At 65.3% G+C, this 26,341-nt stretch carries 15 protein-coding genes and 1 pseudogene; 5 read left to right on the top strand and 11 right to left on the bottom strand.

Annotation, left to right across the window (positions count from 1 at the left end; translation table 11 throughout):
• From ASG51_RS15145 to ASG51_RS15155, 3 genes are all read right to left on the bottom strand, one after another.
• Positions 1–5,211 (bottom strand): VCBS domain-containing protein (locus ASG51_RS15145; protein ID WP_156389741.1); only part of this gene is annotated, 5,211 nt, incomplete at its 3' end.
• A 524-nt stretch (positions 5,212–5,735) separates the two neighbouring features.
• Positions 5,736–6,506 (bottom strand): hypothetical protein, encoded by a 771-nt coding sequence (locus ASG51_RS15150; protein WP_056381724.1) that lies wholly within the window; start codon positions 6,504–6,506, stop codon positions 5,736–5,738.
• A gap of 2,154 nt (positions 6,507–8,660) precedes the next feature.
• A complete protein-coding gene (locus ASG51_RS15155; RefSeq protein WP_082514030.1) occupies positions 8,661–9,860 on the bottom strand; it encodes an acyltransferase in 1,200 nt (399 codons plus the stop codon).
• Positions 9,861–10,891: 1,031 nt separating this feature from the next.
• Here ASG51_RS15155 and ASG51_RS15160 point away from each other — a divergent pair.
• Positions 10,892–11,362 (top strand): acyltransferase, encoded by a 471-nt coding sequence (locus ASG51_RS15160; protein WP_082501434.1) that lies wholly within the window; start codon positions 10,892–10,894, stop codon positions 11,360–11,362.
• Between the two features lie 676 nt (positions 11,363–12,038).
• Here ASG51_RS15160 and ASG51_RS25155 read toward each other — a convergent pair.
• Positions 12,039–12,937 (bottom strand): annotated as a pseudogene (locus tag ASG51_RS25155) (SDR family oxidoreductase); the annotation flags it as partial.
• A gap of 101 nt (positions 12,938–13,038) precedes the next feature.
• A complete protein-coding gene (locus ASG51_RS15170; RefSeq protein WP_056381728.1) occupies positions 13,039–14,385 on the bottom strand; it encodes a sorbosone dehydrogenase family protein in 1,347 nt (448 codons plus the stop codon).
• 175 nt (positions 14,386–14,560) lie between these two features.
• Here ASG51_RS15170 and ASG51_RS15175 point away from each other — a divergent pair, with 175 nt between their 5' ends.
• Both ASG51_RS15175 and ASG51_RS15180 read left to right on the top strand, forming a co-directional pair.
• Positions 14,561–15,514 (top strand): TAXI family TRAP transporter solute-binding subunit, encoded by a 954-nt coding sequence (locus ASG51_RS15175; protein ID WP_056381732.1) that lies wholly within the window; start codon positions 14,561–14,563, stop codon positions 15,512–15,514.
• A 63-nt stretch (positions 15,515–15,577) separates the two neighbouring features.
• Positions 15,578–16,090 (top strand): SRPBCC family protein, encoded by a 513-nt coding sequence (locus ASG51_RS15180; RefSeq protein WP_056276587.1) that lies wholly within the window; start codon positions 15,578–15,580, stop codon positions 16,088–16,090.
• 25 nt (positions 16,091–16,115) lie between these two features.
• On the opposite strand, the gene ASG51_RS15185 is transcribed toward ASG51_RS15180, so the two are convergent.
• On the bottom strand, positions 16,116–17,591 hold the full coding sequence (locus ASG51_RS15185) for a sensor domain-containing diguanylate cyclase (RefSeq protein WP_056381734.1): 1,476 nt from the start codon (positions 17,589–17,591) through the stop codon (positions 16,116–16,118).
• A gap of 307 nt (positions 17,592–17,898) precedes the next feature.
• Here ASG51_RS15185 and ASG51_RS15190 point away from each other — a divergent pair, with 307 nt between their 5' ends.
• Entirely contained in the window at positions 17,899–18,132 is a 234-nt protein-coding gene (locus tag ASG51_RS15190) for a hypothetical protein (protein ID WP_056276577.1), read from the top strand.
• Between the two features lie 25 nt (positions 18,133–18,157).
• Here ASG51_RS15190 and ASG51_RS15195 read toward each other — a convergent pair whose 3' ends face one another.
• Entirely contained in the window at positions 18,158–18,445 is a 288-nt protein-coding gene (locus ASG51_RS15195; RefSeq protein WP_056218179.1) for an MTH1187 family thiamine-binding protein, read from the bottom strand.
• A gap of 300 nt (positions 18,446–18,745) precedes the next feature.
• On the opposite strand from ASG51_RS15195, the gene ASG51_RS15200 reads away from it, so the two are divergent.
• Entirely contained in the window at positions 18,746–19,291 is a 546-nt protein-coding gene (locus ASG51_RS15200) for a hypothetical protein (RefSeq protein ID WP_082501444.1), read from the top strand.
• An 83-nt stretch (positions 19,292–19,374) separates the two neighbouring features.
• Here ASG51_RS15200 and lpdA read toward each other — a convergent pair whose 3' ends face one another.
• The 4 genes from lpdA to sucD form a co-directional block, all read right to left on the bottom strand.
• Positions 19,375–20,775 carry a dihydrolipoyl dehydrogenase gene (gene lpdA, locus ASG51_RS15205; RefSeq protein WP_056276574.1) on the bottom strand — a complete coding sequence of 467 codons (1,401 nt, stop codon included), beginning with the start codon at positions 20,773–20,775 and terminating at the stop codon, positions 19,375–19,377.
• Between the two features lie 114 nt (positions 20,776–20,889).
• The gene (gene odhB / locus ASG51_RS15210; protein ID WP_056276569.1) at positions 20,890–22,194 is read right to left on the bottom strand and encodes a 2-oxoglutarate dehydrogenase complex dihydrolipoyllysine-residue succinyltransferase; all 1,305 of its coding nucleotides are present in this window, start codon (positions 22,192–22,194) and stop codon (positions 20,890–20,892) included.
• A 95-nt stretch (positions 22,195–22,289) separates the two neighbouring features.
• Complete coding sequence (locus ASG51_RS15215) at positions 22,290–25,262, bottom strand: 2-oxoglutarate dehydrogenase E1 component (protein ID WP_056381735.1); 2,973 nt, start codon at positions 25,260–25,262, stop codon at positions 22,290–22,292.
• 192 nt (positions 25,263–25,454) lie between these two features.
• Positions 25,455–26,339: a succinate--CoA ligase subunit alpha gene (sucD, locus tag ASG51_RS15220; protein WP_056218190.1), complete on the bottom strand. Its 885-nt coding sequence runs from the start codon at positions 26,337–26,339 to the stop codon at positions 25,455–25,457.
• Between the last annotated feature and the right edge of the window lie 2 nt (positions 26,340–26,341).

Consider the following 26,341-nt stretch of genomic DNA (forward strand, 5'->3'; position numbering starts at 1 on the left):
ATCCCCCCCCGACGCGTCCGCGTACGAAACGCTCTGACCGACGATCGACGTCGTCAGCAAGTCCCCCAGATCCCCGTCCGAATAAACCAACGTGCCGGTCGTCTGCGCCGCATCGCCCGCATCCTCGATCACGGTGCCCGCGGTCGTACCGGAGATTGTCGGCGTGTACAGGTTCACGACCGGAGGTTCGCTCAGACTGATCGTGAGCCAGGCGGAGTTGAGTTGGCCGCTTCCATCCGCAACCGTGTAATGGAAACTGTCTTGTGCGTTCGCCGGCAGGGTGTCGGTGGTCCGCGTGTAGGCGTAGCTGCCGTCCGGAGCCATGACGAGGGTGCCGTATAAGCCTTGAATCGTTGAGCCGACCGGAACGCCGCCGACACCCACGACGGCGAGGGCCCCGTCCGGATCGCTATCATTGGCGAGGACGCCGGCCGCCGCGTCGACGGACGCCCCTTCGCCCGAATGGATCGTCAGGTTCCGAGCGTCGTCACCGGCAGTCCCGGCGCGATCGACACGAAGCGTCAACGTCGCACTGGAGTTCGCGCCGTGACCGTCTGTCAGTGCGTAGTTGAACGTATCGTAGAGCGGCGTTCCCAACGGACCATCAAGGGTCGTCGTGACGTATTGGTACGATCCGTCCTTCGCCATCGTCAGATCGCCGTAGCGACCGTGGACCACCTGCCCGACGTTGAACCCGTCGTGGTCGACGGCGATGATCGACAGCACGTCACCGTTGGCATCGACGTCATTGGCGAGCACGCCAGCCGTTGCGGAGACGGTCAGGCCCGATGAGAACACTGTGGCGACGTCGTTGGCGGCGCTCGGTGCGGCATCACCCGTCACCGAACCGACCGGGAAGGCCACTCGGCCCTCGTTCGCGCCGATCTGGAGAAAGTGCACCAGAGGATTGAGACCCGATGCGGCCACATCGGGATTCATCGCCAGGTAGATCGCTCCGTCGAAGTCCGCACTTGGATTGCGTCCTGCTTGCCAGCCGACGCCCAGGTAATCCTGCAGCGGGTCGGCTCCGGATGCTGCCACGTCCGGGTATTGGGCCAAGTAATACGACACATTGAAGAATGCGTTGGGATTGTACCCTTCGTGCCAACCGACGCTCAGGTAGTGGCTGTAGGGATCGAGACCGCTCGCGGCCACATCCGGGTGGGCCAGGAGGTAGTACTCCGGGTCGAACCCCGTGCCCGCAATGGAATCGCCGATCGCCCCGTACGCCACACGGCCTGCCGATTTGCCGACGGTGATGTAGTCTGTCAGCGGATCGACGCCGGGCGTGATGACGGTTGCGTAGCGCAGGAGGTAGCTTTTGACATCGAAGCTCGCGCTCGGGTCGTAGCCGAGTTGCCAGCCGAACGACGACCAGTGGTCGAGGGGATTGAGGCCAGCTGAGACGAGATCGGGGTGAAGCGCGAGGTACCCCTTGGTCGAAAAATACGGGTTCGGGTCGTACCCGGCCTGCCATCCGCCCTGGGTGTAGCCGACGTCGGGGACATGGTACGATGCGAGGTACCACAGATCATCGATCAGCGGCGACCCGTCATTCTCGACGACGGTCCGGTCGAGGAACACGTAGGTGCCCATGCCGGAAATGGGCAGGAGCGTTCCGTCGCTGTCCTGGAGCGCGACGACACCGTCACGCACGACGAGTGGCGCCTCGGCGGCGTTGAACGGAAGCGTCAGGGTCGTGGTCGCAAGATTGAATCCGCTACCGGACCACAACGCGCCGAGGACACTCGCAGGCTTATCCGTGTGCTCGAGCACGAAATTGGATTGGGTGAGCGTCTGCCGACCGGAAATCTGGATCTGAAAATCCGTCTTGAGGTCGCCATTGATATCAATCGCGACGACCGTTCGATCGAGGGCGGCATTGTAGGTGTACGTGATCTGGTGCGCCCGTCCCGTGAAGGCGCCGCCATCGAGCCACAACCAATCGGTGGCATGGAGTTGCTGGCTCTCCAATTCCACGAGAGAAGAAAGATCGATCTTGTCCGTCGCGGCGTTGAAGACTTTGATCCAGTCGTTTCCGTCCGCGATCGACTTATAGAGAAAGATGTTCTGACCCGGACCACCCGCGATGAAGTCGCGACCGAGACCGCCTTGGATGACGTTCAGGGCACCGGATTGAGCATTCAGGATGTCGGACCCAAGGCCCCCAATGATGTAGGCCCCTCCGAAAGACGTCACGACCGACGGAGACGCGCCGCCGCTCATCACCGACATCTGTCCCAGGTTCGGCATCGCACCGGTCGCCTCGGATCCGAAGAAGACGCCAGAGCCGGTGGTCGCGGAATTATGGGCGATATAAAGATCGGTCGGACGATCCTCCGGATCAATCGAGCCTGTGACACCGTAATCGATGACGTTGTCGTAGATGCGGACGTTCGTGATCGTTCCGACCTGATCGGCCGTATGGGTCCAGGTCGCGCCGGCGGTCACCGTGATGGTGTAGTTGCCGCCCAGGAGGACATTGTTCCGGATCGTCACGTCGTTGACGTTTCCGGCCTCGCCGGAGATGCGGATCGCATTGTTGGGCGCCACACGCGCATCGGCCGGCGTACGCCAGTCGATCACGTTGTTCTCGATCACGACCGAGCCGGTGGTTTTGCCGATCCAGATCGCGTCTGAGTGGCCGGGTGGGAAATAGCCACCACCCGCGATGTAGTTTCCGACAACGCGTCCGCTCTCAATATAGACGCCATCGACGGGCGCATTGAGGATCAAATTGTTCGACAGGGTCGTATTGATGCCGTTCGAGACGATCAAGTCCGGAACAGAATATTCCCGCTTAAGACCATCGAAAGTCGAATGATCGACGACAGTGTTGGCATAACCTGCCATGATCGTGAGCGGACTCTGCCCAATCAGAGCGGACGTGTCGAAGTAGCAGTTCGTGAAGGTGACGTTGTCGGCTTTTACAATGACCTGCTTACCACGGAAGTCGATGCCATCGAAACTGGCGCCATTCTGAGTGATCTCGACCGTGATCGGAGCGCGGAACGTTACGCCGTCCTGACCCGTCAGCGCACTCCATGGGCGCAGCGACCCGGCGGCAGACTGGCTTCCCACCGAAAAATCAGAGCCGATCGTGGCAAGGTAGCTTTTGTCGACGATCGAAGCGACGTGGTCCTTCACGGATGTCGCCGCATCAGCGCCAACCAGCGTGACACTGATCGGCTGGATCACCTGCGTTCCCGATGCCTGGCCTGACGCGACCACGTCCTGGACCACAACGTCCGAACTCAATCTCACGCTTTCGCCTGCACCCAGGAAGCTGAGCTTCGCCGGATCGATCGCGTAGCTCCAGGTGACCGTCCCCGCCCCCCCGGAGGTCGTGGGGGTGATCGTGAGATACTGCCCGAGTTCCTGAACCTGAGCGATCACGCTGCGCTGGGCATCGGTGAGCGACCCGCTGGGCTGCGCAGAGAGATCGTTTCCGAAGACATCAAAGTAGTGGATCTGGTAGGCGCCGACACTGACTGACAGGCGATCGGTCGCATCGGGGTCCGCAATGCTGATCGTGCCGCCCCGGCTGATCACGAATCCGGATGCCGCCACGAGCGGCTCGTAGATCGTCGCCCCACTGGCGATACCGGTCAGGACCGGAGAGTCGTTCACGCCGGTCATGTTGACAGTCACGTTCTGGACGACAGTGCCGCCCTTACCGTCGGCGATCGTAATTGCGTAGACTTGCGTCAGATTCTGGCCGGCCGCCAAATAGTCGAGCGCCTTATCGGCAACCGTATAGGTCCAGCTGATGGCACCAGCCTGACCGCCGGTCGAGTCCGAGATCAGGGTCGGAGTGAATTTTCCAATGTAACCGGCACCCACCGGCTTGAAGCTCATCGTATGAAGGTCGTTGACATCGAGATCAGTGAACGCGAACGTCCCCTGGGTCCCCAGTACGGCTGCCGAGTTCAAGGTACCGGCGGTTTCCGTGATGTTCGCTGTGACCTTGGTGTCGCCGGGGCTCAGCGCCTCGATCGTCGGCGAATCATTGATGCCGCTGATCGTGAGCGTTATGGGCTTGGCAACGATCCCACCGTTGTGGTCGTCCGCCTGAACTGTCGTCGTCAGGGTCAGGACATCGAGTCGGCCCAGGAAGTCCAGGGCACTGTCCGCAACGGCGAAGGACCAAGTGGCCGATCCCTTGTTGCTGCCAAGGTCCCCGAGTTGCAGCGAGAACGCCTTCGTGATCGCGAAAATCTGATCGGTCGTCAGCTTTGCAGTGAGGTCGACGCCGGCCGACGTCTTCCATTGCAGCGACTGGCTTACGATCGATGTTGTCAATTGGTCGGTGGCGTCGATGTCCGAGAACAGGACGGTTCCGCTCTTGGCGTAGCTCGTCGCGCTGCCCTCGGAAAAAACCGCCGATGTTCCGCCGCTGATCGTCGGGACGTCGTTGGACCCGGTCAGGACGACGGCGATGTCCTGCTTGGCAAGACCGCCTTTTCCGTCCGAGACAGTGATCGTATAGAGTTGCGTGACCTGCTGACCCGCAGCCAAAACATCGAGAGCCTTGTCGGCCACGGTGTAGGTCCAGTCGACCCGACCTGATCGTCCGCCGGTGGAATCCGCAGATACGACTGCCGAGACGGCGCCCGCATAGCCACCCGCCTTCGGACTCACCGTGACGGTATGGGCATCGGTGAAATCCAGATCGGAGAAGCCGATGTTTCCCGTGCGCACCGAAACCGTGCCGCTCCCGGTCATCCCCGCAGATTCGGAGACCGCAGCCGTGATCGTGGGGTCGCCGTTGGCAACGGCCGCAATGGTCGGCGCGTCATTGGTACCGGTCAGTGTGACGACGACATTCTGCGCTATGATCCCACCGTTGCCGTCAGAGGCCTGAACCACCGACGTGACCGTGATCGTTTCGCCCGCAGCAAGGAAGTCGAGGCTGCTGTCGCCGAGCGTGTAGGTCCAGCTCTGCGACCCACTGTTGCGCCCGAGATTCCCGCCGGGAATGGTGAACGCCTGGAGAAGACTGGCGCGCTGCGCGTCGCTCAAGCTTGCCGTCAGGTCAGCTCCGGCACTCGAACGGTAGGTCACGGACTGGCCTGCCAGCCCGACGGTGATTTGGTCGGTGGTATCCGCGTCCGAGAACCAAAGGTTGCCGCTGCGCGCGTAAGTCGAAGCGCTGCCCTCCCTCAGCGTTAAAGTGGTTGTGCCGGAGATCGTGGGCGCGGAGTTGGCCATGTGGTCCCTTCAACGAGGCGGAAACTGGCGGAGCGACCAGGCGGGCCCTTAAAATTTCGGTAACCGACAGACTTGAATTTGTGAAGAGGGCTATTTGTCCTAGCAGCATCGCCCATCTGAGAAGTTGGCAGATGAGTTCGGAGCAGATTTACAAGCGCCAAAATGCAACCAAGCTCGAAATTTCTACGTAAGCAGTCCGCCGATCATCGATATTTTTGGTGATCGTCTGAGGGCGAACGGACACCTTCCGACGATCAAGAAATTTTGATCGACGACTTCTGAGTTCCCAGGCTCGACCAGTGAACTGTCCTGGACATCGCGTTGAACCATTCATGCTCACCAAATTTCTCAGCCAGCAAAAAATGTCAGCGAGATGGCAAGCAATGCCCAAGGGCGTGAAGTCGATTTGCCCTAATGGGTCAAACGCACGGATCGAGGCACGTCGAGGAGGCTGCCTCTGCGATCGCGCCGACTGCCTCGATCATGGTCAGTGATCGGCCACACACCACTATCCGGGCGGCCGCTCAGGCCGCGCGCGAACGGACGCGATGGCGAAGAAAGGCCAAGGCCGAAAGAACCATGATCACGAGGGCCGGCATCCCCGCGCCGGCGACCGGACCAGGAACCGTAGCGACCGGGGCCGGGGACGATCCTCCGCTCGTCGAGCCTCCGCCAGAAGGCCCCCCAGTCGGAATGCTGCCGATCGGCGAGAAGAAGCTCGGCGCGCGGGCTGTAGGCGCAACCGACACGAGCCTGATGGCGAAGCCCGTACCTCCGCCGGCCGCCTGAACAACGCCCTGCGGCACGGAGTTTTGCCCGCCGCCAATCAGGCTCGCTTCACCACCGCCGAGCGGTGACGAAGCCGCCGCAGGAATGCTGACGGCCGTGGTCGGGATTTCACCCACCACTGCCTTGAAGGCTTCCGTCAGCTCGGGGCTGCCTCGGGAGAGAAGGGCCAGTTGCAGCTGTTGAGCGAGCTCAGGCTGCGTGCGCGCACATGCGAGAGTCGCCTGGCCCAGGCCCGCGCCCATCGCGGCTCGCTGACCGCCATTGGCCGCAACGCCCAGCGAAAGGATGACATCAGCGAAGTCCGTATTCGCGAGGACGAGCTCGCGGGTCGAGCGAGCGAGGGCGCCACCCTTCGCATCACCCTTGAGGATCGAGAAGGGATCCGCCTTGAATGCGTCGCTGTCGGCCGATGATGCCATGCCGAAGGCGGAGCTGCACGAAGCTGCCGACGCATCCCCACCCATCATGATCGACAGCACCAACGCAGCGACCGGAACGACGCGCATCACCGAATTCCATTGTTCAGCTTCTAGCCTTCAGCGCTGTTAGCAAACCATTAACCCATCATCAATCGATCGATCCTCGAAAGATGTGAGATTTCGCCTCGACTCCACGACAAGGTCCGAACGTTGTAAAAATTCATCCTTTACGCACCAAGGGGCGCCGGGAAGATCGGGATTAGAATTGCGAGCCTTGAATATCACTACGAAAAGAAGCGCTGGCCGATGCCGGGCCTTTCGCGGCGCGATGTCGTGTCCGATTGGATAGGAACCCCGGGGCAAGATCGGGTTGGGATTTGGACGGGATCCAGCTCGATGTTTGGTCTGTGTAGTTGGTGGAGCGGGTTTGACCTGTAGCGATCAGGCTCGGCAGACCACGTCATGCAGACGGCATCTCAAAGCGTGAGACTGCGTAGGGTCTAAAGCTGGCGGCTGAAGTCAGGAGCGCTCCACCAACAGCGGCAGGTGCTATCGCGGCTCGTCGGAGCTGGCGTAACGGCTGCGCTTGCCGGTAGCGTCCGCGAGGACGCTGAGGGCGGCGAACCGCGTCGCGGTTCTGCAACGGGGATCGTCGTGGGTCTGGGCGGCGGCATGGTGGGGGACGAGCGGTCGGTCTGGGCGCCGGCCATGACCGATTCCGATTGGCGAAGATGGGCCGACGGCACGGGTGCCGCTCCCGAAAGAGACGACATTGCCGATTCCACAACGTGATCGAATCTGATCGATCTGCATCTCATGGATGCAGTCTCTCAGACGACGACGAACGAACCTTTCTTCTGGCTACGGCCGTACGCATCTGTGCGGCACGCGGGAGAGCTGCGTTTTCCCATCCCTTGCCAGTGGTGACCGAACCCCTGATCGATGATCAGTGCCCAGGCTTGGACCTTTGATTCCGAGCTTGACGTTGAGCGACGTCATCGCGTATAGCTCAATCTATGCGTCTCATAAGTATTGCCTCAGTTGCGTTGATCGTCGGCAGCCTTCCAATGACTGGGGTAGCCGCTGATTTCACTGCGCCTGACGTTGCACGTCGCTCGACCTATTCGGCTCTTGGTATCGACTGCGATCGAATGCATTGGGACGATGTGGTGGTTCGTGTGGATCGCCGCCCATGGTATCGGGGATATCCCCTCTGTGTAGAACGCGATCGAACATATGATCGCCGGCCTTACTATGGATATCTAGGGATAGATCGTAAAACCCGGCGGTTAACCCAGTATCGCGAAGTTCCAGATCGTCGCTATGAAGCTCAATGATGTTGCAAGCCAACTGTTTTAGGCTTCGCCTCGTTTGCTCGCGACATGAAAAGTGCTCGATACCCGTTTTCCGATTTTTATATTTGGCTGACGGATATAGGGCGCTTCGGGTTTAACCCTTTCCGTATCGTGCTGCGACGAAGACGTTGGCGCGCTCGTCCGATGTGATGGTCTCGACGAGGTGTCCGATGGGCGATCACACGCCCTCGATGGGGCGTTCGGAACCCTTGCGCGGCAGCGTCTTGCGCTTGGCAAACGCCTGTTCGATCAGGTTGAGATCGGGCGCGCAGGCCGGCACGTAGAGCAGTCGTTTCACCAGCCGCCTCGATGCGCTCGCGGATGCTGCCGGGCTTGTGAGCCGGCAGGGTGTCGCGCACGATCGCGTCACCCTGCTTCAAGGCTTGCACCGCGGTTTCCTCGCCAGGGCGCTGGAAGCGGGCCCGATCATGCGTCGAAGCGCACGGTCGCCGTTAAGCCCCTGGCCAACAGCTGTACTGTCACGCCCTTCCAGTCCCGCTCGTCGGCGGCACCGCTGTTTTTACGCGTGACGCCGTGATGGTCGACCATGGCGCACGCAGCAGCGGGCCAAGCGGCTCGCCCCGATTCGCAGGCCAGGGTCGGTCGGGCGCACAACGCATGCAGGACCTGTTCAGGCGTTGCCAGATCGAAACGGGTCGGCCCCGGTTGCGATGATGTGCGAGCACTGATGACCGTCCATGAGCTTGGCCCAGGTGCGTCCTCGCCGCATGATGGTCGCGTGCCAGCACACGACGCGTTCACGCAGATCGGCTGACAGAGAGCCTACGGCGCTGCTCCTGGACAATAAGGCATCAGATCACATCGGAGCCGCCCTCAGGATCCCGAACGATCCAAGCCGATGGCACACCTCTCCGACAGATACCGGTCAGGTTCGATGGCGAGGGCGTTCAGGCGCGACAGCGGCGTCCGGGTCGCTGACATCATTATGTCTGCCGAGACCCACCTTGGGGAGCCGCCAACGGGACGTTTTATGGCCGGATCCCGGACTGAACTCCGCTGCGATGACGTCCGATTCAAATCGGAGGTGGCGCTTCAATCTGAGCAGAGGCTTCTCGATCGTATGCCAGGAGAACGCGGCGAGAGCGGCCGTGGCTGCCAGCGATAACAGAAAGTGCGGCACCCATCCGTGAGACTGCGGCACCAGGGCGTACACCGTTTGCTGGATCGGGAACGCATACAGATAGATGCCGTACGAATAATCGCCAGAGAAGATCAGCGGAAGCTTTTTCGGACGAAGCAGACCGACGTAGGCGGTCGCATAGGCAACGAACAACGGAGAAAGAAGAATTGCCGACTTCGACTTTATCATGACCAGAGACACGGCGAAGGCGACGACAAACAGGCGAACGTCGGACGGTATCCGGTATCGGTACTGGTAGAGGCACACGCCTGCAAGGAAATAGGCAACCAAGAGGCGTCCGTTCAGTGCATCTGGTCCGATCGGTTCATAGGCGCCCATGAGCAAGCGCGTTCCGAGAAGCCCGGACCAGAGCACCAATGCGACCAGAGCCGCTGGCCCACTCCCACGCAGTCGCAAAACCCAGAGCGCTGCCAGTGCGATGTAGCATTCCAACTCGAAGGGTACGGTCCACAGGGATCCATTCACGATGGAAGGGATCGGGTTCGACAAGAACACACCAGGAAGCTGGAAGTGAATCAAGCCAACGATATTTAGAAAGTAAGAAATAAACTCATAATCCGTAAAGTAGGATTGAATGTTGAACGAGGTCATGATCGGACCGAGCACCAACGCCGACAGGCAGATCTCGACAGCCAGGGCCGGAACCAATCTCAAGATCCTCAGTCCGAGAAATTCAATGAGCGTTCGGCTGCGCACCAAGCTGGATGCAACCAGGAACCCGCTGAGCGCAAAGAACATAGGCAAGATGAGGAATGTCAAATGCCCGAGCGGGGAGCCCGCAAGGAAAAAAGATTGATCTCGACCATAGACGATGCCAGCACTATGCCAAGCCAGGACACTGATGGACAAGAACAATCTCAGGTAGTCGAAGCCGGATGTGTTTCCGGATTCGGCCAACGATCCCAACGTATCTCTAGTTCTCATTTGCTTGAATCGAGAACGCTGGCTCTCGCTCCTGAATGTGGATGGGAGGGGCTATTCAAAATCAACACTTTGTCAATCGAAACCAACATACCTGGTACATTTATTTTGCATAACGATCCGAGTCCGTGTGGAGAGGAAAGCTCTGAAATCTGTGCAGACACCTCATAGTCGGAAATGCATACCACCGACGAAATTTTTGAAATTTAGGAAAATAGTTGGATATGTTATTCGCTTACTCTAGAACTTAAATTTTCACGGGACATGTCATTGTGCTTTCCAGGCGATGTTCGATTAATTATTTGCAAAACTGTGCTTTTTTGCATTGCCAGATCGCCAATCTGCGAGGTTACGCAATGTAATGATTTCTGTACGCATCGTGGTGATCCTAAGTATTTCCAAGCGAAGTTATCCGCCACTCTCGACACTGTTCCAATTTCAATTCGAGCGATTCGCGGCGCGCGCGTGCAGTGCACCCAAACCCATTTCGCGACGGAATCCAAATCGTGAGTGCCGTCGCGGCTTTCGGCTGGTCTGGCCTGAGCCCCCCTGAGGGCACCGGGACATGAGCCCGAGAGCGTGGGACAGAGCCTGTCTTAGCGGGTCGGCAGGGACTGCCCGCAGATCAGGTCCAGTCAGTGCCAGCCTTGCCTGGATGTGTCGCGCGGAGCCAATTGCTCGGATCGTGGGCGAGCAATTCGGTCGCATGACGCATTGGAGGGCAGCCGTTCTGTCATCGAGCAAGCGGCGCCTTTGGCGTCGGTCGAATTCACGATATGCTGGCGGAAGACAATTGGAATCGACGCGAATCGTGGATCCGCCTCCGACCCTGTGGCCGAGAGACTGGTCGGCTGATTTCGACGCCGCGCGCGTCATGCGGTCGGTTGAAATCCTACGCCCGCACGTCGATGGAATGCTGGTTGCTGCCGAAGCAACGCACAGATGCGGCTACGATGTTCTCCTGATGTCAGAACCACTCTCCATATGCTCGTGCCGATACACGAACTCAGATTTTCGATAAGCCGAGAATAAAAATGGCAAAACCGACGTCAAACGTAGTTACTCTTCCAATCATTCTCCGCAATAAGGCGCGCAGGCTGATTATTAAATTGAGATGGCTGTATCTCACAAAAATCTGGAAAATGAATATTCACCCCCTCACGTTGATATCGACCAAGGCCTACTTGGACCATTCAAATCCGAAAGGGGTCTATATCGGAGAGGGTACGGCGGTCTCTTTCGGAGCCACGATCCTATCGCACGATTACATCCGCAAGATGCACGTGGACACCCATATCGGAAGATTCTGTCAGATCGGCGCGCGGAGCATCATCATGCCCGGGATTACGATCGGCGACCATTGCATCGTCGCGGCGGGTGCCGTCGTCGTCAAGGACGTTCCGGCCCGATGCATCGTCGGAGGAAATCCGGCCAAGGTGTTGCGCGAGAACATCGACACCATCCATTGGGGTCGACTCGCTGAGTATGACGATGGCACCTTCTGACGCTGGTGCACTTCGCATCGTCCCGTAGGAAGACGACGATCAGGTCGGGCCACCCGTTCGCCCCGCTTCGCCGATTACGTCAGGTGCCACGAGCCATCTGAGTGTCGCCGGAATGCCGGTTCCGAGACCAGATCAGCGCTTGCCGCATCGATCGGGCTTGGCCCCCGCCAGGCTGGAGCCCACCGTTGATCGCGTGCTCGTCCCGCGGGATGAGACCGCTACGCGGCAGGGCGGGGATATCGGCGAGGTCCAGGGTCAGTCTTGGACGGGGGCCGGGTTGGCCATGCCATTGGCGAGTTGGTCCGCCGGAGTCTCGCTCAGAGTCCGGGTAACGCCCTCGCCGTGGCAGGGATGACCGCCGCGCCGCCCCCGTTATGGGACGGAGGTCGAACGCGTCAAGGTTGCGGAAGCGGTCTGGGTCGCAGCCCTCGTGCGCGCGCAGAGGCACGGATCGCGGTGGTCCCGTAGAGGTCCGGCAGAACCCAGGTGCCGGCCTCGAAGTGGTGCCCGCACCAGGCGAGGCGCTTCCGCACGCGGACGCCGATGACCGGGATGAACGGATCGACGCGACCGACCTGGTCGGCGTCGCGCGCCAGCTCGGCGGGCTGTTCAGCGCAACCGGACCGGACGTACCATCCGCCTCAGGGGCCGCCGCGCCCGCCGACGGCGCGGAACACCTGCCTAGTGAGTAGCTCGCCTCGTCGGAGGCGAGCAACACGTAGATGCCGGCGAGCTCGGCCGGCTGACCCGGCCGCCCGATCGGTGTGTCCTTGCCGAAATTCGGCAGCTTTTCCGGTGGCTGCCCACCGCAGACCTGGAGCGGAGTCCAGAACGGTCCCGGGGCCACCGCATTCACCCGGATGCCGCTCTCCGCGAGTTGCTTGGCGAGGTCCTTCGAGAAGTTCACGATCACCGCCTTGGTGGCAGCGTAGTCGAGCAGGGTCTCGGAAGGCTCGTAGGCGTTGACCGACGCGGTGTTGATGATCGCCGCGCCGGGCCCGAGATGGGCGAGGGCGGCCTTGGTGATCCAGAACATCGCGTAGACGTTGGTCCGGAAGGTCTGGTCGAGCTGCTCGGTGGTGATGTCGAGGATCGAGACCTGGGACTTCTGGTAGACCGCGTTGTTGACGAGGATATCGAGGCCGCCGAGTTCGCGCGCCGCGTCCGCCACCAGACGCTGGCAGAAGCCTTCGTCGCGGATGTCGCCCGGCAGCATCACCGCCTTGCGGCCGGCCTGCCGGATGAGCCCCACCCCTCGACCGCATCCGGCTCCTCGGCCGGCAGGTAGTTGATGGCCACGTCCGCGCCCTCGCGGGCATAGGCGATGGCCGCGGCACGGCCGATGCCCGAATCGCCGCCGGTGATCAGCGCCTTGCGGCCGGCGAGGCGCCCGGACCCCGTGTAACTGGTTTCGCCATGGTTCGGGCGCGGCACCATCCGACCCGCCAGCCCCGGCCAGGCCTGCTGCTGCGTCTCGAAGGGGGTCTTCGGATAGCTGCGCGGCGGGTTCGGGGCGGTGTCGGTCTGCGCGACCTGTTCCTGTGCCCCCGCGGAATGTTCCAGGACGGCCACCATGCCGGCGGAGAGGCCGCCCAACGAGGACGCGCCGCGAGGGATCGGTCTTGGTCTCTGTCATCAGGACTTCCGCTGCTCAGCGGGACGGCGGCTGGAGGCGCCTACTGGGTCCGGGTGGAGGCGCTCACCCGCCAGATCGTCTTGCCGACGTCGTCCGAGACCAGCAGGGCGCCGGTCTTGTCGAGGATCACGCCGACGGGGCGTCCCTGGGCCTTCTCGTCGGCGTTGAGGAAGCCGGTCAGCGCGTCGACCGGCTGCCCGCTGGGCTTGCCGTCCTTGAACGGCACGTAGATCACCTTGTAGCCGCTCTTCGGCCGGCGGTTCCACGAACCGTGCTGGGCGACGAACAGGCCGCTCGTCCAGGCCTCCGGCAGGCGGCTCCCCTGCGAGAACGCGATGCCGAGGGAGGCGGTGTGGGTGCCCACCGCATAGTCCGGCGCGATCGCCTTGGCGACGAGGTCGGGCCTCTGCGGCTCCACGCGCGCATCGACATGGTTGCCCCAGTAGCTGTAGGGCCAGCCGTAGAAGCCGCCCTCCTGCACGGAGGTGATGTAGTCGGGCACGAGGTCGCTGCCGATCTCGTCGCGCTCGTTCACCGCCGTCCAGAGCTTGCCCGTCACCGGCTCGAAGCCGAGGCCGTTGGGGTTGCGCAGGCCGGTGGCGTATGCGCGCATCTGCTTGGTGGGTATCGTGTATTCCCAGATCGCCGCGCGGCCGGTCTCCTTGTCGAGGCCGTTCTCGCCGACATTGCTGTTCGAGCCGACGGTCACGTAGAGCCTCTGCCCGTCGGGGCTGGCGATGACGTTCTTGGTCCAGTGATGGTTGATGCCGGACGGCAGGTCGACGACCTTCTCCGGCGTCGCGGTGATCTCGGTCTGGCCCGCCTGGTAGGGCACCTTCACCAGCGAATCGGCATTGGCGACGTAGAGGTCCGACCCGACCAGCGCCATGCCGAAGGGCGAGTGCAGGTCCTTCAGGAGCACGTGGCGCTCCTCGGCGACGCCGTCGCCGTTCGCGTCCCGTAGGAGGACGATGCGCTCGGGGCTCTTCACGCCGGCGCCGGCCAGACTCTTCACCTTGTCGGCCACCCAATCCGCGACGCCGGTCGAGGGGTCGTCGGTCTGCGGTTTGTTGGCCTCGGCCACGAGCACATCCCCGTTGGGCAGGAGGTACATCCAGCGCGGATGGTCGAACCCGTCCGCGTAGGCCGCCACCTGCAGACCATCCGCGGCCTGCGGCTTGGTGCCCTTCTCCCAGCGGGCGACGCGGGCGATGTTCACGGTGGGCATCAGGGTCGGGTTGGGCGCCGGCAGGGTCGGGTTCGCGCCCTGTCCGGCCGAGGCCTCGAGCGTGGCCTGCTCGGGATAGACGACGAAGCGCACGAAGGCCGCGCCGCCGAGGAGAACGACGGCCAGGGCCGCGAGGCCGAGTTTCGATCGGGTCCGCATGGGGATCTCGTCAGCTGGCATGGGGCGCGGGGCCCAGCGGGCCCCGTCTCATCGGAACAAGCGCCCGAGACCGGTTTTGGCTCCCTCGGCGCGGGTGCGGCTCCGGTGCGGCGCCCCCTTGCGCAGGCTCCGTGGCCTCCGCTTGAATGCGGCCCGTGACCCGGCGGATGGACCCATGCTCAGGCGCTCATTCCTCATCGCGGCCACGGCGACGCTGGTCCCGTCCAAGCGCGTGCGATCGGCCGGCACGCCGGGCGGGCTCGTACTGGCGACGGCGACGCCCGGCGGCTCGTTCCCCGCCTTCGGCCTGGCCCTGGTGGAGGCGCTCCGCACGGTCGATCCCGCCCTGTCCGTCGCCCTGCGGCCCTCCAAGGGCTCGGCCGAGAATGTCGGTCTCCTGAAGGGCGGCTCCGTCGATCTCGCCCTGGTCCAGGGCGACTACGCCTATGACGCCCTCAGGGCCGAGCCCGAGGCGGGGCCTCGGATCACCGTAGTCGCGCCGGTGAACGCCTCGCCGGGCCTCTTCGTCGTTCCGGCAGCCAGCCCGATCCACGGTGTGCCGGACCTGCGGGGGCGGCGCGTCGTCCTCGGCACCCACGCCTCCGGCCTCACCGTCATGGGCCGGACCGTCCTGACAGGTTCGGGCATCGACCCCGACCACGACATCGAGCCGATCCTCCTCGACCGGGCCGGCGACGGGGCGGTCATGGTGCAGGATGGACGCGCCGCGGCGCTCTGGGGGGCGGGGCTCGGGTGGCCGGGCTTCCGGACGCTGGCGGAGGCCCCCGGCGGCGCCCGCTTCTTCGGGCCGGCCCCGGACGCGATCGACCGCATCCTGGCACGCGGGACATCCCTGCGCCGCCGCACCGTTCCGGCGAACGTCTTCGCCGGGCAGCATGCGCCCATCGAGACGGTGGGCTCCTGGAGCTTCGTCCTCGCCCGGCCGGACATCGACGGCGCGCGGGTGGCGCGCTTCGTGGCGGCCCTGGCGCGGAGCCAGGCGAGCCTCGCGCGAAGCGACCCACAGGGCGGCGACAGCGACCCGCGCAACCTGGTCGAGGCCGTGCCCCGGGGCTGGCTGCACCCGGCGAGCGCCGCCTACCTGCGCGACATCGGTGCCCTCCCCTGAGGCGAGGCGCAACCTTCCCGCCCGCCGGCCGGTTGCGCTGAGCGGGCAGGGGGGGGGACGATCATGCGGCAGGCCATCCTGGGAATCGCCCTCACGCTCCTCGCCGGCCCGGCCGGCGCGATCGAGGTCTCCCGCAGCCGCGACATCCCGGCCCCGGCCGCCGCCGTGTGGGCGCTCATCGGCGGCTTCTGCTCCATCGCCCTGTGGCACCCGCAGGTGGTCGCCTGCGACTCCTCCGGGACCCGGGACGACGCCGACCGCGAGGACAACGAGCCCGTCCGCCGCCTCGTCGTCGCCGGAGGCCTCGGCACCCTCGTCGAGGCCGAGACCCGGCGGGACGAAGCGGGGATGAGCTACAGCTACGCCTTCATCGAGGGCCCCCTGCCCGTAGGGGCCTACAACGCCACCCTGCAGGTCCGGCCGAACGGCACCGGCGCGACGGTGGTGTGGAGCGCCACCTTCGACCCGGCCGGCATGGGCGAGGCCGAGGCCCGGGCCGACATCGAGGGCGTCTACGACCAAGGGCTCGACGGCATCGCCCGGGAACTCGGCGCCCCGGCGACCAGGCCGCGATAGGTCTGCGCGACCGCCGGGCCCGGGTTCAGCCCGCGGCGAGGCGCAGGCCGGCCTTGTCCCGGCGCCGCAACTGCACCTGGTTGCGCCCGTTCGCCTTGGCCGCGTAGAGCGCCTGGTCCGCCGCCTCGACGAAGGCGGCGGGATCGGCTGCCCGGACATCGGGGATCTGCGCCAAGCCGAGGCTGACCGTGAGCACCCCGAGGGGGCTGCTCGCATGCGGGATCTTCCAGCCCGCCACGGCCTCGCGGATGCGGTGGGCGACGATCTCCGCCCCGGCCGCGTCGGTCTCGGGCAGGATCACGGCGAATTCCTCACCCCCGATGCGGCAGGCCGTGTCGGAGGCATTGACGATGCTGGCCTCGATGGAGCGCGCGATCAGCCGGAGGGCCTCATCGCCCCGCTGGTGCCCGTAGCGGTCGTTGTAGCCCTTGAAGTAGTCGGCATCGAGGACGAGGAGCGAGAGGGGCAGCTGGTTGCGGACCGCGCGGCGCCATTCGCGTTCCAGCGCATCGTCGAACCGTCGCCGGTTGGCGAGGCCCGTCAGCGCATCGGTGGTGGCCAGCTTCTCCAGCTGGACGTTGAGGTCGAGGGCCGCCTGCTCCGCCACCCTGCGCTGGTGCAGCTCGCGCCCGAACAGCCAGGTCAGGACGATGGTGGTCGCGCACAGGCTCAGCACCACCGCCCCGAGGACCAGGGCGCGGTGCCACCAATCTGCATAGATCTCCGCCGGCGCCACGGCGATGCTGAGGTGAAGCGGCAGGTCGCCGACCTTGGTGAACACGAAGTCGCGGCTGCCCTCGCCGACCATCGCAGGGCCGGTGAAGCGACCCTCCGGCGCATCGAAGAACCTCCGGTAGCTGTCCGTGGCCGAGACGCTCCGCCCGATGGTGGCCTCGTCGTAGGGCTCGCGCATGATGATCGTGCCACCCGGACCGTAGAGGGTGACGGTGCCGGCATGATCGGCGCCGACGGCGGCGAACAGCTGACGGAAGTAGTCGAGGTAGATCGAACCGAGGACGACCCCCGCGAAGCTGCCATCCGGGTCCGACAGGCGCCGGCTGATGATGAGGACGCGCTTGCCCGTGAGACGCGAAACCAGGGGCTGGCTGATGTGCAGCTCGTTGCCCGGATGGGCGACGTGGTACTGGAAATATTCGCGGTCGGCGTAGTTCAGAGGCTCGGGGGCGAGGGATTTCGAGCTGATGATGAGCTTCCCGGTTCTGTCGAACACGAGGGTGTGGCCGAAATTCTCGGCCGTGGCGGCGCGATCGAACAGGATCATCTGCCGGAGTTCGGGATCGGCCTGGGCAAGCTCGGGAAGCTTCAGGCCGTCGACGACGGCCCGCAGGGAAAGATCGTAGAGCTCGATGTTCCGGGCGATATCCCGCCCGAGGACCTGCACGAGGCTTCGCGATGTCACCTCCGAGCGCCGGGCCGCATCGAGGCGCATCTGCCAGAGCATGAAGGCCGAGACGGCGCAGAGCCCGATGACAGCAAGCAAGTTGATGGCACTCAGCCATCTGGCCGAATGCGTCCATCGAAATCGCTGCAGCAAGACGGGTCGCTCAGGCATCGTCAGGACCCTGACATCCATCGGTGGTCTGCGGTGAGGCGGTCGGAGCAAGGAGGACGACCGCCGCCAGAGTCCAGTCATCACCGAGGGGCAGTTAATTCTTTCTCCGTTTCTTGCCTCTCCGTACGACAACACACCATCGCCGTCCGGGCGGCCGGCGGATCAAGGGCCTCCCGGCCGCGTTGCCCCGGCATGCGGACCGAACAGGACGGCGCACAGGACGGAAGGCCCCCCCATGGCAACCCGGCATCGTCACATCCTGCTCCTGGCCCTCGGGCTGGCGACCCCGGCCTCGGCTCAGACGCCGCCCCCCTCCCCGGCCGCCACCGGGCAGGCGCGCGACGAGGCGGTCTGCGCGGCGCAGGCCGACGAGAACAGGCTCGCCAGCGCCCACCGGGAGACCTTCCTGCGGGAATGCGAGGCGGGCGAGAGGCTCGATCGACCGAAACCGGATCCAGCGAAGCCGTGACGATCCCCGCCGTGGCGGGTCATGGTCAGAGAACAGCCTTCAGCTTGTCCGCCATGGACTGGTCCTTGTCGCGTCGCGACGAGAACGCCATGGTGAAGAAGACCCGCTGCACGCCGATCTCGCTCAATCTGGCCTCGCAGGCTTCGATGAGGGCGCAGATATCGCCGAGTTCGCCCTCGATATTGGTCCCGTTGGCATGCATCTCGGCATGGAGGGGACTGGCGTCGATGATCGCCTTGATCTCCTTCACGTAGGGCGAGACCGAGGGGCCGACGCCCATCGGAACGATGCACAGATCCGCCACGACCTTCATGATTCTTCTCCCGGTGCCTGCTGACCCCGTCAGAGGTCGCACGCGCCCCGGCCTGTCAATCACCTCTGGGAGCCGATCGCCTGCACCGCGGAGCCAACGGGCGGATCATCGCGGGTGGAACGGAATCACCACCTTCGCCGTATCTGCCGACCGACGGGGACGCCTCCGTGGCCCACGGGGACGATCCATCCGAGACCGGATCATCCCCGCCCCGGGCCGTCGCTGGAGGAGTCTGGGGGGACAGGAGACGATCGAGCCTTGACCGACAGGTTTCGCACCCTCGCCGTAGCGATCGCCGCCTTGCTGCTGTTGACGGCCCGGGAAGCACCGGCCCAGACCACGACGGAGGCACCGGCCGTCGAGGCGGAAGAGGTGCGCCCAGGACCGCCACCGCCCTTGCCGGACCTGGCCGATTCCAACGGACGGGCCGGCGAGCCCCTGAACCAGCCCGGCCCGAACTCCGGCATTCCCAGGGCGCTTCGCGGCTCGGCCGACCGAGCCGGTGGCCCGGCCAACGACCTGACCCCGGTCGACCGACCCGATGAGCCGCCCCTGCCCAAGGCCGATCTCGCGCAGGTTCTGGCGGGCAAGGCCCTGTTCCACGGCAATTATTGTGGGACCGGCCAACGGGGCGAGGGCCTGCCGCCCACCGACGACCTCGATGCCGCCTGCCTGCGCCATGATGCCTGCTTCGACGCGGCCGGGCATCGGTCCTGCGCCTGCAACGTCCGCCTTCAGCGGGACGCGGCCGCCGTCTCCGAGCGGCCGGGCCTCCCGCGGCAGGTTCGCGAGCGCGCCCTCAGCGTGGCCCAGGCCGCCGAGGTGATGGCCTGCCAAGCCCCCTGATCGGCTCCGTGAGGGCGGAGCGACCCAGGGCGTGACGCCCTCGACGAAGCGGCGGCCGTCTTCGTCGAGGGACAGCGTAGGGCTCAGATGTGGATCGCGCGCTTTCCGACCGCGAGGGCGGCTTCCTTGACCGCCTCGGTGAGGGTCGGATGGGCGTGGCAGGTGCGGGCGACGTCCTCGGCGGAGGCGCCGAACTCCATCGCCACCGCGACTTCCGCGATCAGGTTGCCGGCATCGGCCCCGACGATGTGGACGCCCAGGACGCGGTCGGTGGTCGCGTCGGCCAGGATCTTCACGAAGCCGTCCGTGGTGTGGTTCACCTTGGCGCGGCCGTTGGCGGTGAAGGGGAACTTGCCGCTGTTGTAGGCGATGCCGTCCTTCTTGAGTTCCTCCTCCGTCTTTCCGACGGACGCGACCTCCGGGTAGGTATAGACCACGTTCGGGATGACGCCGTAGTTCACGTGGCCCGACTGGCCGGCCAACAGCTCGGCCACGGCCACCCCCTCGTCCTCGGCCTTGTGGGCCAGCATCGGGCCGGCGATGACGTCGCCGATGGCGTAGATGCCCGTGACGTTGGTGGCGTAGTGGCTGTCCGTCTGGATGCGGCCCTTGTTGTCGAGGCCGACTCCGACCGTCTCCAGGCCGAGGCCTTCGGTGTAGGGCACCCGGCCGATGGCCACGAGCACCACGTCGGCCTGCAGCGTCTCGGCCTCGCCGCCGGCGGCGGGCTCCACCGTGACGGTGGCGGCCCCGTCCTTGACCGTGACGCCCGTCACCTTGGACGAGAGCTTGAACTGCATGCCCTGCTTGCCGAGGATGCGCTGGAACTGCTTGCCGACCTCGCCGTCCATGCCCGGCAGGATCCGGTCGAGATACTCGACCACGGTGACCTCGGAGCCGAGGCGGCGCCAGACCGAGCCGAGCTCGAGGCCGATGACGCCGGCCCCGATGATGAGGAGCTTGCCCGGGACCTTCTCCAGGGTGAGCGCGCCGGTGGAGGACACGACGATGGTCTCGTCGATGGTGACACCGGGAAGCTTCGTGACGTCCGAGCCCGTGGCGATGACGACGTTCTTCGTCTCCAGGAGCTGGTTGCCGCCATCCTCGGACAGCACCTCGACGCGGCCCGCACCGGCCAGCCGGGCGGTGCCCCGATAGGCGTCGATACCGTTCTTCTTGAGCAGGAACTCGACGCCCTTGGTGTTGCCGTCGACGCCGTCCTGCTTGAACGTCATCATCTTCGCGAGGTCGAGCTCGGGCGCGCCGACCATGACGCCCATGTCGGCGAAGTGCTTGCCCGCCTCCTCGAACGCTTCCGAGGCGTGGAGCAGGGCCTTCGAGGGGATGCAGCCGACGTTGAGGCAGGTGCCGCCATGGGCGGCCCGCTTTTCCACCACGGCCGTCTTGAGGCCGAGCTGGGCGGCACGGATGGCGCAGACGTAACCGCCGGGGCCGGTGCCGATGACGACGAGATCGTAGGACATGGGAATCTGACTCGCTGGATTGGGCGGCGGGTCATGCCCCACCATCGATGGACGAAGCGCGCGGAAGCGTCCGGCCGCGCGGGAACGCGGCCGGCGGACGGCAGCTGCCGGGCCTTAGAGGTCGAGCACGAGGCGTGCCGGATCTTCCAGAGCCTCCTTGACGCGCACGAGGAAGGTCACGGCCTCCTTCCCGTCGACGATGCGGTGATCGTAGGACAGGGCGAGGTACATCATCGGCCGCGCCTCGATCTTGCCGGCGCGCACCACGGGGCGCTCCTCGATGCGGTGCATGCCGAGGATGCCGGATTGCGGCGCGTTGAGGATCGGGGTCGACATCAGCGAGCCGTAGATGCCGCCGTTGGTGATCGTGAAGGTGCCGCCCTGCATCTCCTCGATGGAGAGCTTGCCCTCGCGGGCCTTCTTGCCGAAGCCGGCAATCTTCTTCTCGATGCCGGCGATCGACAGGTCGTCGGCGTCGCGCACCACCGGCACCACGAGGCCCTTATCGGTGCCGACCGCGATGCCGATGTGGTAGTAGTTCTTGTAGACGAGGTCCTGCCCGTCGATCTCGGCATTCACCGCCGGCACGTCCTTGAGGGCGCCGATCACCGCCTTGGTGAAGAAGCCCATGAAGCCGAGCTTCGTACCGTGCTTCTTCTCGAAGATGTCCTTGTACTGGCTCCGCATCGCCATCACGGCCGACATGTCGACGTCGTTGAACGTCGTCAGCATCGCGGCGGTGTCCTGCGCGTCCTTGAGACGGCGGGCGATGGTCTGGCGCAGCTTGGTCATGCGCACGCGCTCCTCGCGCGCCGCATCGTCGGGCTTCGAAGGCGCCCGCGGGGCGGCGGGCTTGGCCTCCCGCGCGGGGGCCGGGGCCGGAGCGGAGGGAGCCTTCGACGTGGCCTCGAGCATGTCGCCCTTGGTCACGCGGCCGTCCTTGCCGCTGCCGTTCAGGGTCGCAGGGTCGATGCCGGACTCGCGGGCCATCTTGGCGACCGCGGGGCCGTGGTCGCCGGACTCGCGGGTGGCCTGAGGCACGGCGTCACCGTGGTTGCCGTAGCCGGCCGACGACTCCTGAGCGGGCGCTTCTGCCGGCTTGCTCTCGGTCTTGGTCTCGGATTTGGCTTCGGATTTGGCTTCGGCCTTCTTCGGCGCCGCGGCCTTGCCGCCGCCGGCCCCGGCCTCGACGATCGAACCGAGGAGCGCGCCGGGCTCCACCGTCTCGCCGTCCTTGGCCAGGATCTCGCCGAGCTGGCCCGCGGCCGGCGCGTTCACCTCGAGGGTGACCTTGTCGGTCTCGAGTTCCACCAGGGGCTCGTCGGCCGCCACGGCGTCGCCCGGCTTCTTGAACCAGCGGCCGATGGTGGCCTCGCTCACGGATTCGCCCAGGGTCGGGACGACGATATCGGTTGCCATGGTTCAGTGTCCGTCCGGAGGGTTTGGGACGCCGCTCGGCGGCGCCCTCGGATCGCGAAACGTGGGGGCGAGTAGCGTGGAGGAGGGGCCGGCGGTCAGACCGCCAGCGCCTCGTTGAGGAAGGCCTGGAGCTGGGCCTGGTGCTTCGAGAGCATGCCCACCGCCGTGGAGGCGGAGGCCGGGCGACCGACGTAGCGCGCGCGCTTCACCGGCGACTGGGCCTGGCCCAGCACCCATTCGAGGTAGGGTTCGACGAAGGCCCAGGAGCCCATGTTCTTCGGCTCCTCCTGGCACCACACCACCTCGGCGTTCCGGAAGCGCCCCATCTCGCCCGCGAGCGCCTTCAGGGGGAACGGGTAGAGCTGCTCGACGCGCATCAGGTACACGTCGTTGACGCCGCGCTTCTCGCGCTCGTCGTAGAGGTCGTAATAGACCTTGCCCGAGCACAGCACGACGCGCCGGACCTTGTCGTCCTTCACGAGCCTGATGCCGTCCTCGTCGCGCTCGGCATCGTCCCAGAGCACGCGGTGGAAGCTCGAGCCGTCCGCCATCGCCTCGATCGGCGAGACCGCCTTCTTGTGCCGCAGGAGCGACTTCGGCGTCATCAGGATCAGCGGCTTGCGGAACTCGCGGTGCAGCTGGCGGCGCAGGATGTGGAAGTAGTTCGAGGGCGTGGTGCAGTTGGCGACCTGCATGTTGTCCTCGGCGCACATCTGCAGGAAGCGCTCCAGGCGGGCGGAGGAGTGCTCCGGGCCCTGGCCCTCGTAGCCGTGCGGCAGCAGCAGGGTCAGGCCCGACATGCGCAGCCACTTGCGCTCGCCCGACGAGATGAACTGGTCGATGACCACCTGGGCGCCGTTGGCGAAGTCGCCGAACTGCGCCTCCCACAGCACCAGGGCGTTGGGCTCGGCCGCGGAGTAGCCGTACTCGAAGCCGAGCACCGCCTCCTCGGACAGCATCGAGTTGATGACCTCCAGGCTGGCCTGGCCCTCACGGATCGAGTTCAGCGAGGTGTAGCGCTGCTCGTTCTCCTGGTCGATCACCACCGCGTGGCGCTGCGAGAAGGTGCCGCGCTCCACGTCCTGGCCCGAGAGGCGGACGCGGTGGCCCTCGATGAGGAGCGAGCCGAAGGCCAGGGCCTCGGCGGTCGCCCAATCGATGCCCTGGCCCAATTCCACCGCCTTGGCGCGGTTGTCGAAGAAGCGCTGGATCGTGCGGTGCAGGTGGAAGCCGGGCGGCGGCGTGGTGATGCGCTGGGCGATCTCGCGCAGGGTCTCCACCGGCACGCCGGTCTTGCCGCGGCGCGGATCGTCCACGTCCTCGCGCACGGCCTTGAAGCCGGCCCAGCGACCGTCGAGCCAGTCGGCCTTGTTGGCCTTGTAGTTCGTCGCGACCTCCAGCTCGGCGTCGAGCACGGCGCGGAACTCGGCCTTGCGCGCGTCGAGCTGCTCCTGGCTCACCACGCCCTCGGCGACGAGCTTCTTGCCGTAGGTCTCCAGCGCGGTCGGGTGCTTGCGGATGCGCTGGTACATCTTCGGCTGGGTGAAGGCGGGCTCGTCGCCCTCGTTGTGGCCGAAGCGGCGGTAGCAGAGCATGTCGATGACGACCGGCTTGCCGAACTTCTGGCGATACTCGATCGCGATCTTGGCCGCGAAGGTGACGGCCTCCGGGTCGTCGCCGTTGCAGTGGAAGATGGGCGCCTCGACCATCTTCGCCACGTCGGACGGATAGGGCGAGGAGCGCGAGAAGCGCGGATCGGTGGTGAAGCCGATCTGGTTGTTGATGATGAAGTGGATCGAGCCGCCGGTGCGGTGGCCCTTCAGGCCGGACAGGCCGAGGCACTCGGCCACCACGCCCTGACCCGCGAAGGCCGCGTCGCCGTGGATGAGCAGCGGCACCACGCGGGTGCGCTCCACCGTGGGCTTGGCCCGCTGGTCCTGCTTGGCGCGCACCTTGCCGAGCACGACGGGATCGACGATCTCGAGGTGCGACGGGTTGGCGGTGAGCGAAAGGTGGACGTTGTTGCCGTCGAAGGCGCGGTCCGACGAGGCACCGAGATGGTACTTCACGTCGCCGGAGCCCTCGACCTCGGCCGGGTTGGCCGAGCCGCCCTTGAACTCGTTGAACACCGCCCGGAAGGGCTTGGCCATCACGTTGGTGAGCACGTTGAGGCGGCCGCGATGGGCCATGCCCACGACGATCTCCTCGGCGCCGAGGGCGCCGCCCCGCTTGATGATCTGTTCCAGCGCCGGGATCATCGCCTCCGAGCCGTCGAGGCCGAAGCGCTTGGTGCCGGTATACTTGAGATCGAGGAACTTCTCGAAGCCCTCCGCTTCGATCAGCTTGTTCAGGATCGCGCGACGGCCCTCGGGGGTGAAGGTGATCTCCTTGCCCTTGCCCTCGATGCGCTCCTGGATCCAGGCCTTCTCCTCCGGGTTAGAGATGTGCATGAACTCGACGCCGAGGGTCTGGCAGTAGGTGCGCTCCAGGATCTCGACGATCTCGCGAATGGTCGAGAATTCGAGGCCGAGCACGTTGTCGAGGAAGATCGGACGGTCCCAGTCCTTCTCCTCGAAGCCGTAATGCTGCGGATGCAGCTCCTCGTGGTCGCCGCGGGGGGCGAGGCCGAGAGGATCGAGCTTGGCGTGCAGGTGGCCGCGCATGCGGTAGGCGCGGATCAGCATGATCGCGCGGACCGAATCCTTCGTCGCCTGCTCCACCGAGATCCCGGGGGCGGAGGCGATGACGGCGCCCTTGGTCGGGGCCGACGCGGTGTCGGACTTGGCGCGGATCTTGTCGCCCATCGCCTTCTCGACGGTGGCCCAGTTGCCGTCCAGCGCCGAGACGATCTCGCCATTGGCGTGGATCGGCCAGTTCGGCCGCTCCCACGAGGCGCCGGCCGCGTTCTTCTCCGCAAGCCCCTTGTCCTCGTTCAGGGACCGGAAGAACGTCTGCCACTCCGGATCGACCGCGTTCGGATCGCGGGCGTAGGCCGCCTGCAGCTCCTCGATGTAGGCGGCGTTGCCGCCGTAGAGGAACGAGGTTTCGAGCGCGTCCTGGCGTGCCATCGTTCGGGTCATCCTGCCGCTGTGCGGGGTCTTCCGCCGGGAAGGCCCCTGCCCGACCCCATCCGCGCGGATCGCGGCCGGGATCGGATGTACCGGGAAAGACGCGGGCCTCCTCGGGCTCGCGTCGCTCGTTCGTCAGATGGGGTCGCGGACCTGAACGTCGACCAACGCGAGGCCCGCGTCCCGCGCGTGTCAGCCGCGCAGAACCTCGACGAGGGTGCTGCCGAGGCGCGCCGGCGAAGGCGAGACCCGGATTCCGGCCGCTTCCATCGCGGCGATCTTGTCCTCGGCGCCGCCCTTGCCGCCCGAGATGATGGCGCCCGCGTGCCCCATGCGACGGCCCGGAGGCGCCGTGCGGCCGGCGATGAAGCCGACCATGGGCTTCTTGCGGCCGCGCTTGGCCTCGTCGGCCAGGAACTGCGCCGCCTCTTCCTCGGCCGAGCCGCCGATCTCGCCGATCATGACGATCGACTCGGTCTTGTCGTCGGCGAGGAACAGCTCGAGCATGGAGATGAACTCCGTGCCCTTCACCGGGTCGCCGCCGATGCCCACCGCGGTGGTCTGGCCGAGGCCGGCATTCGTGGTCTGGAACACGGCCTCGTAGGTCAGCGTGCCGGAGCGGGAGACGATGCCCACCGAGCCCGGCTTGAAGATGTTGGCCGGCATGATGCCGATCTTGCACTGGCCTGCGGTGACGATGCCGGGGCAGTTCGGGCCGACGAGGCGGGACTTCGAGCCTTCGAGCGCGCGCTTGACCCGCACCATGTCGAGCACCGGAATGCCCTCCGTGATGCAGACGATGAGCGGGATCTCCGCCTGGATCGCCTCGCAGATCGCGTCCGCCGCCCCCGGCGGCGGCACGTAGACGACAGATGCGTCGGCGCCCGTGGCTTCGCGGGCTTCCGCCACCGTGTCGAAGACCGGCAGGTTGAGGTGCTTGGAGCCGCCCTTCCCCGGGCTGGTGCCACCGACCATCCTGGTGCCGTAGGCGATGGCCTGCTCGGAGTGGAAGGTTCCGTTCTTGCCGGTGAAGCCCTGGCAGAGGACCTTGGTGTTCGCGTCGATCAGGATGGACATGG

The organism is Methylobacterium sp. Leaf465, from assembly GCF_001424705.1.
Taxonomy (GTDB): domain Bacteria; phylum Pseudomonadota; class Alphaproteobacteria; order Rhizobiales; family Beijerinckiaceae; genus Methylobacterium.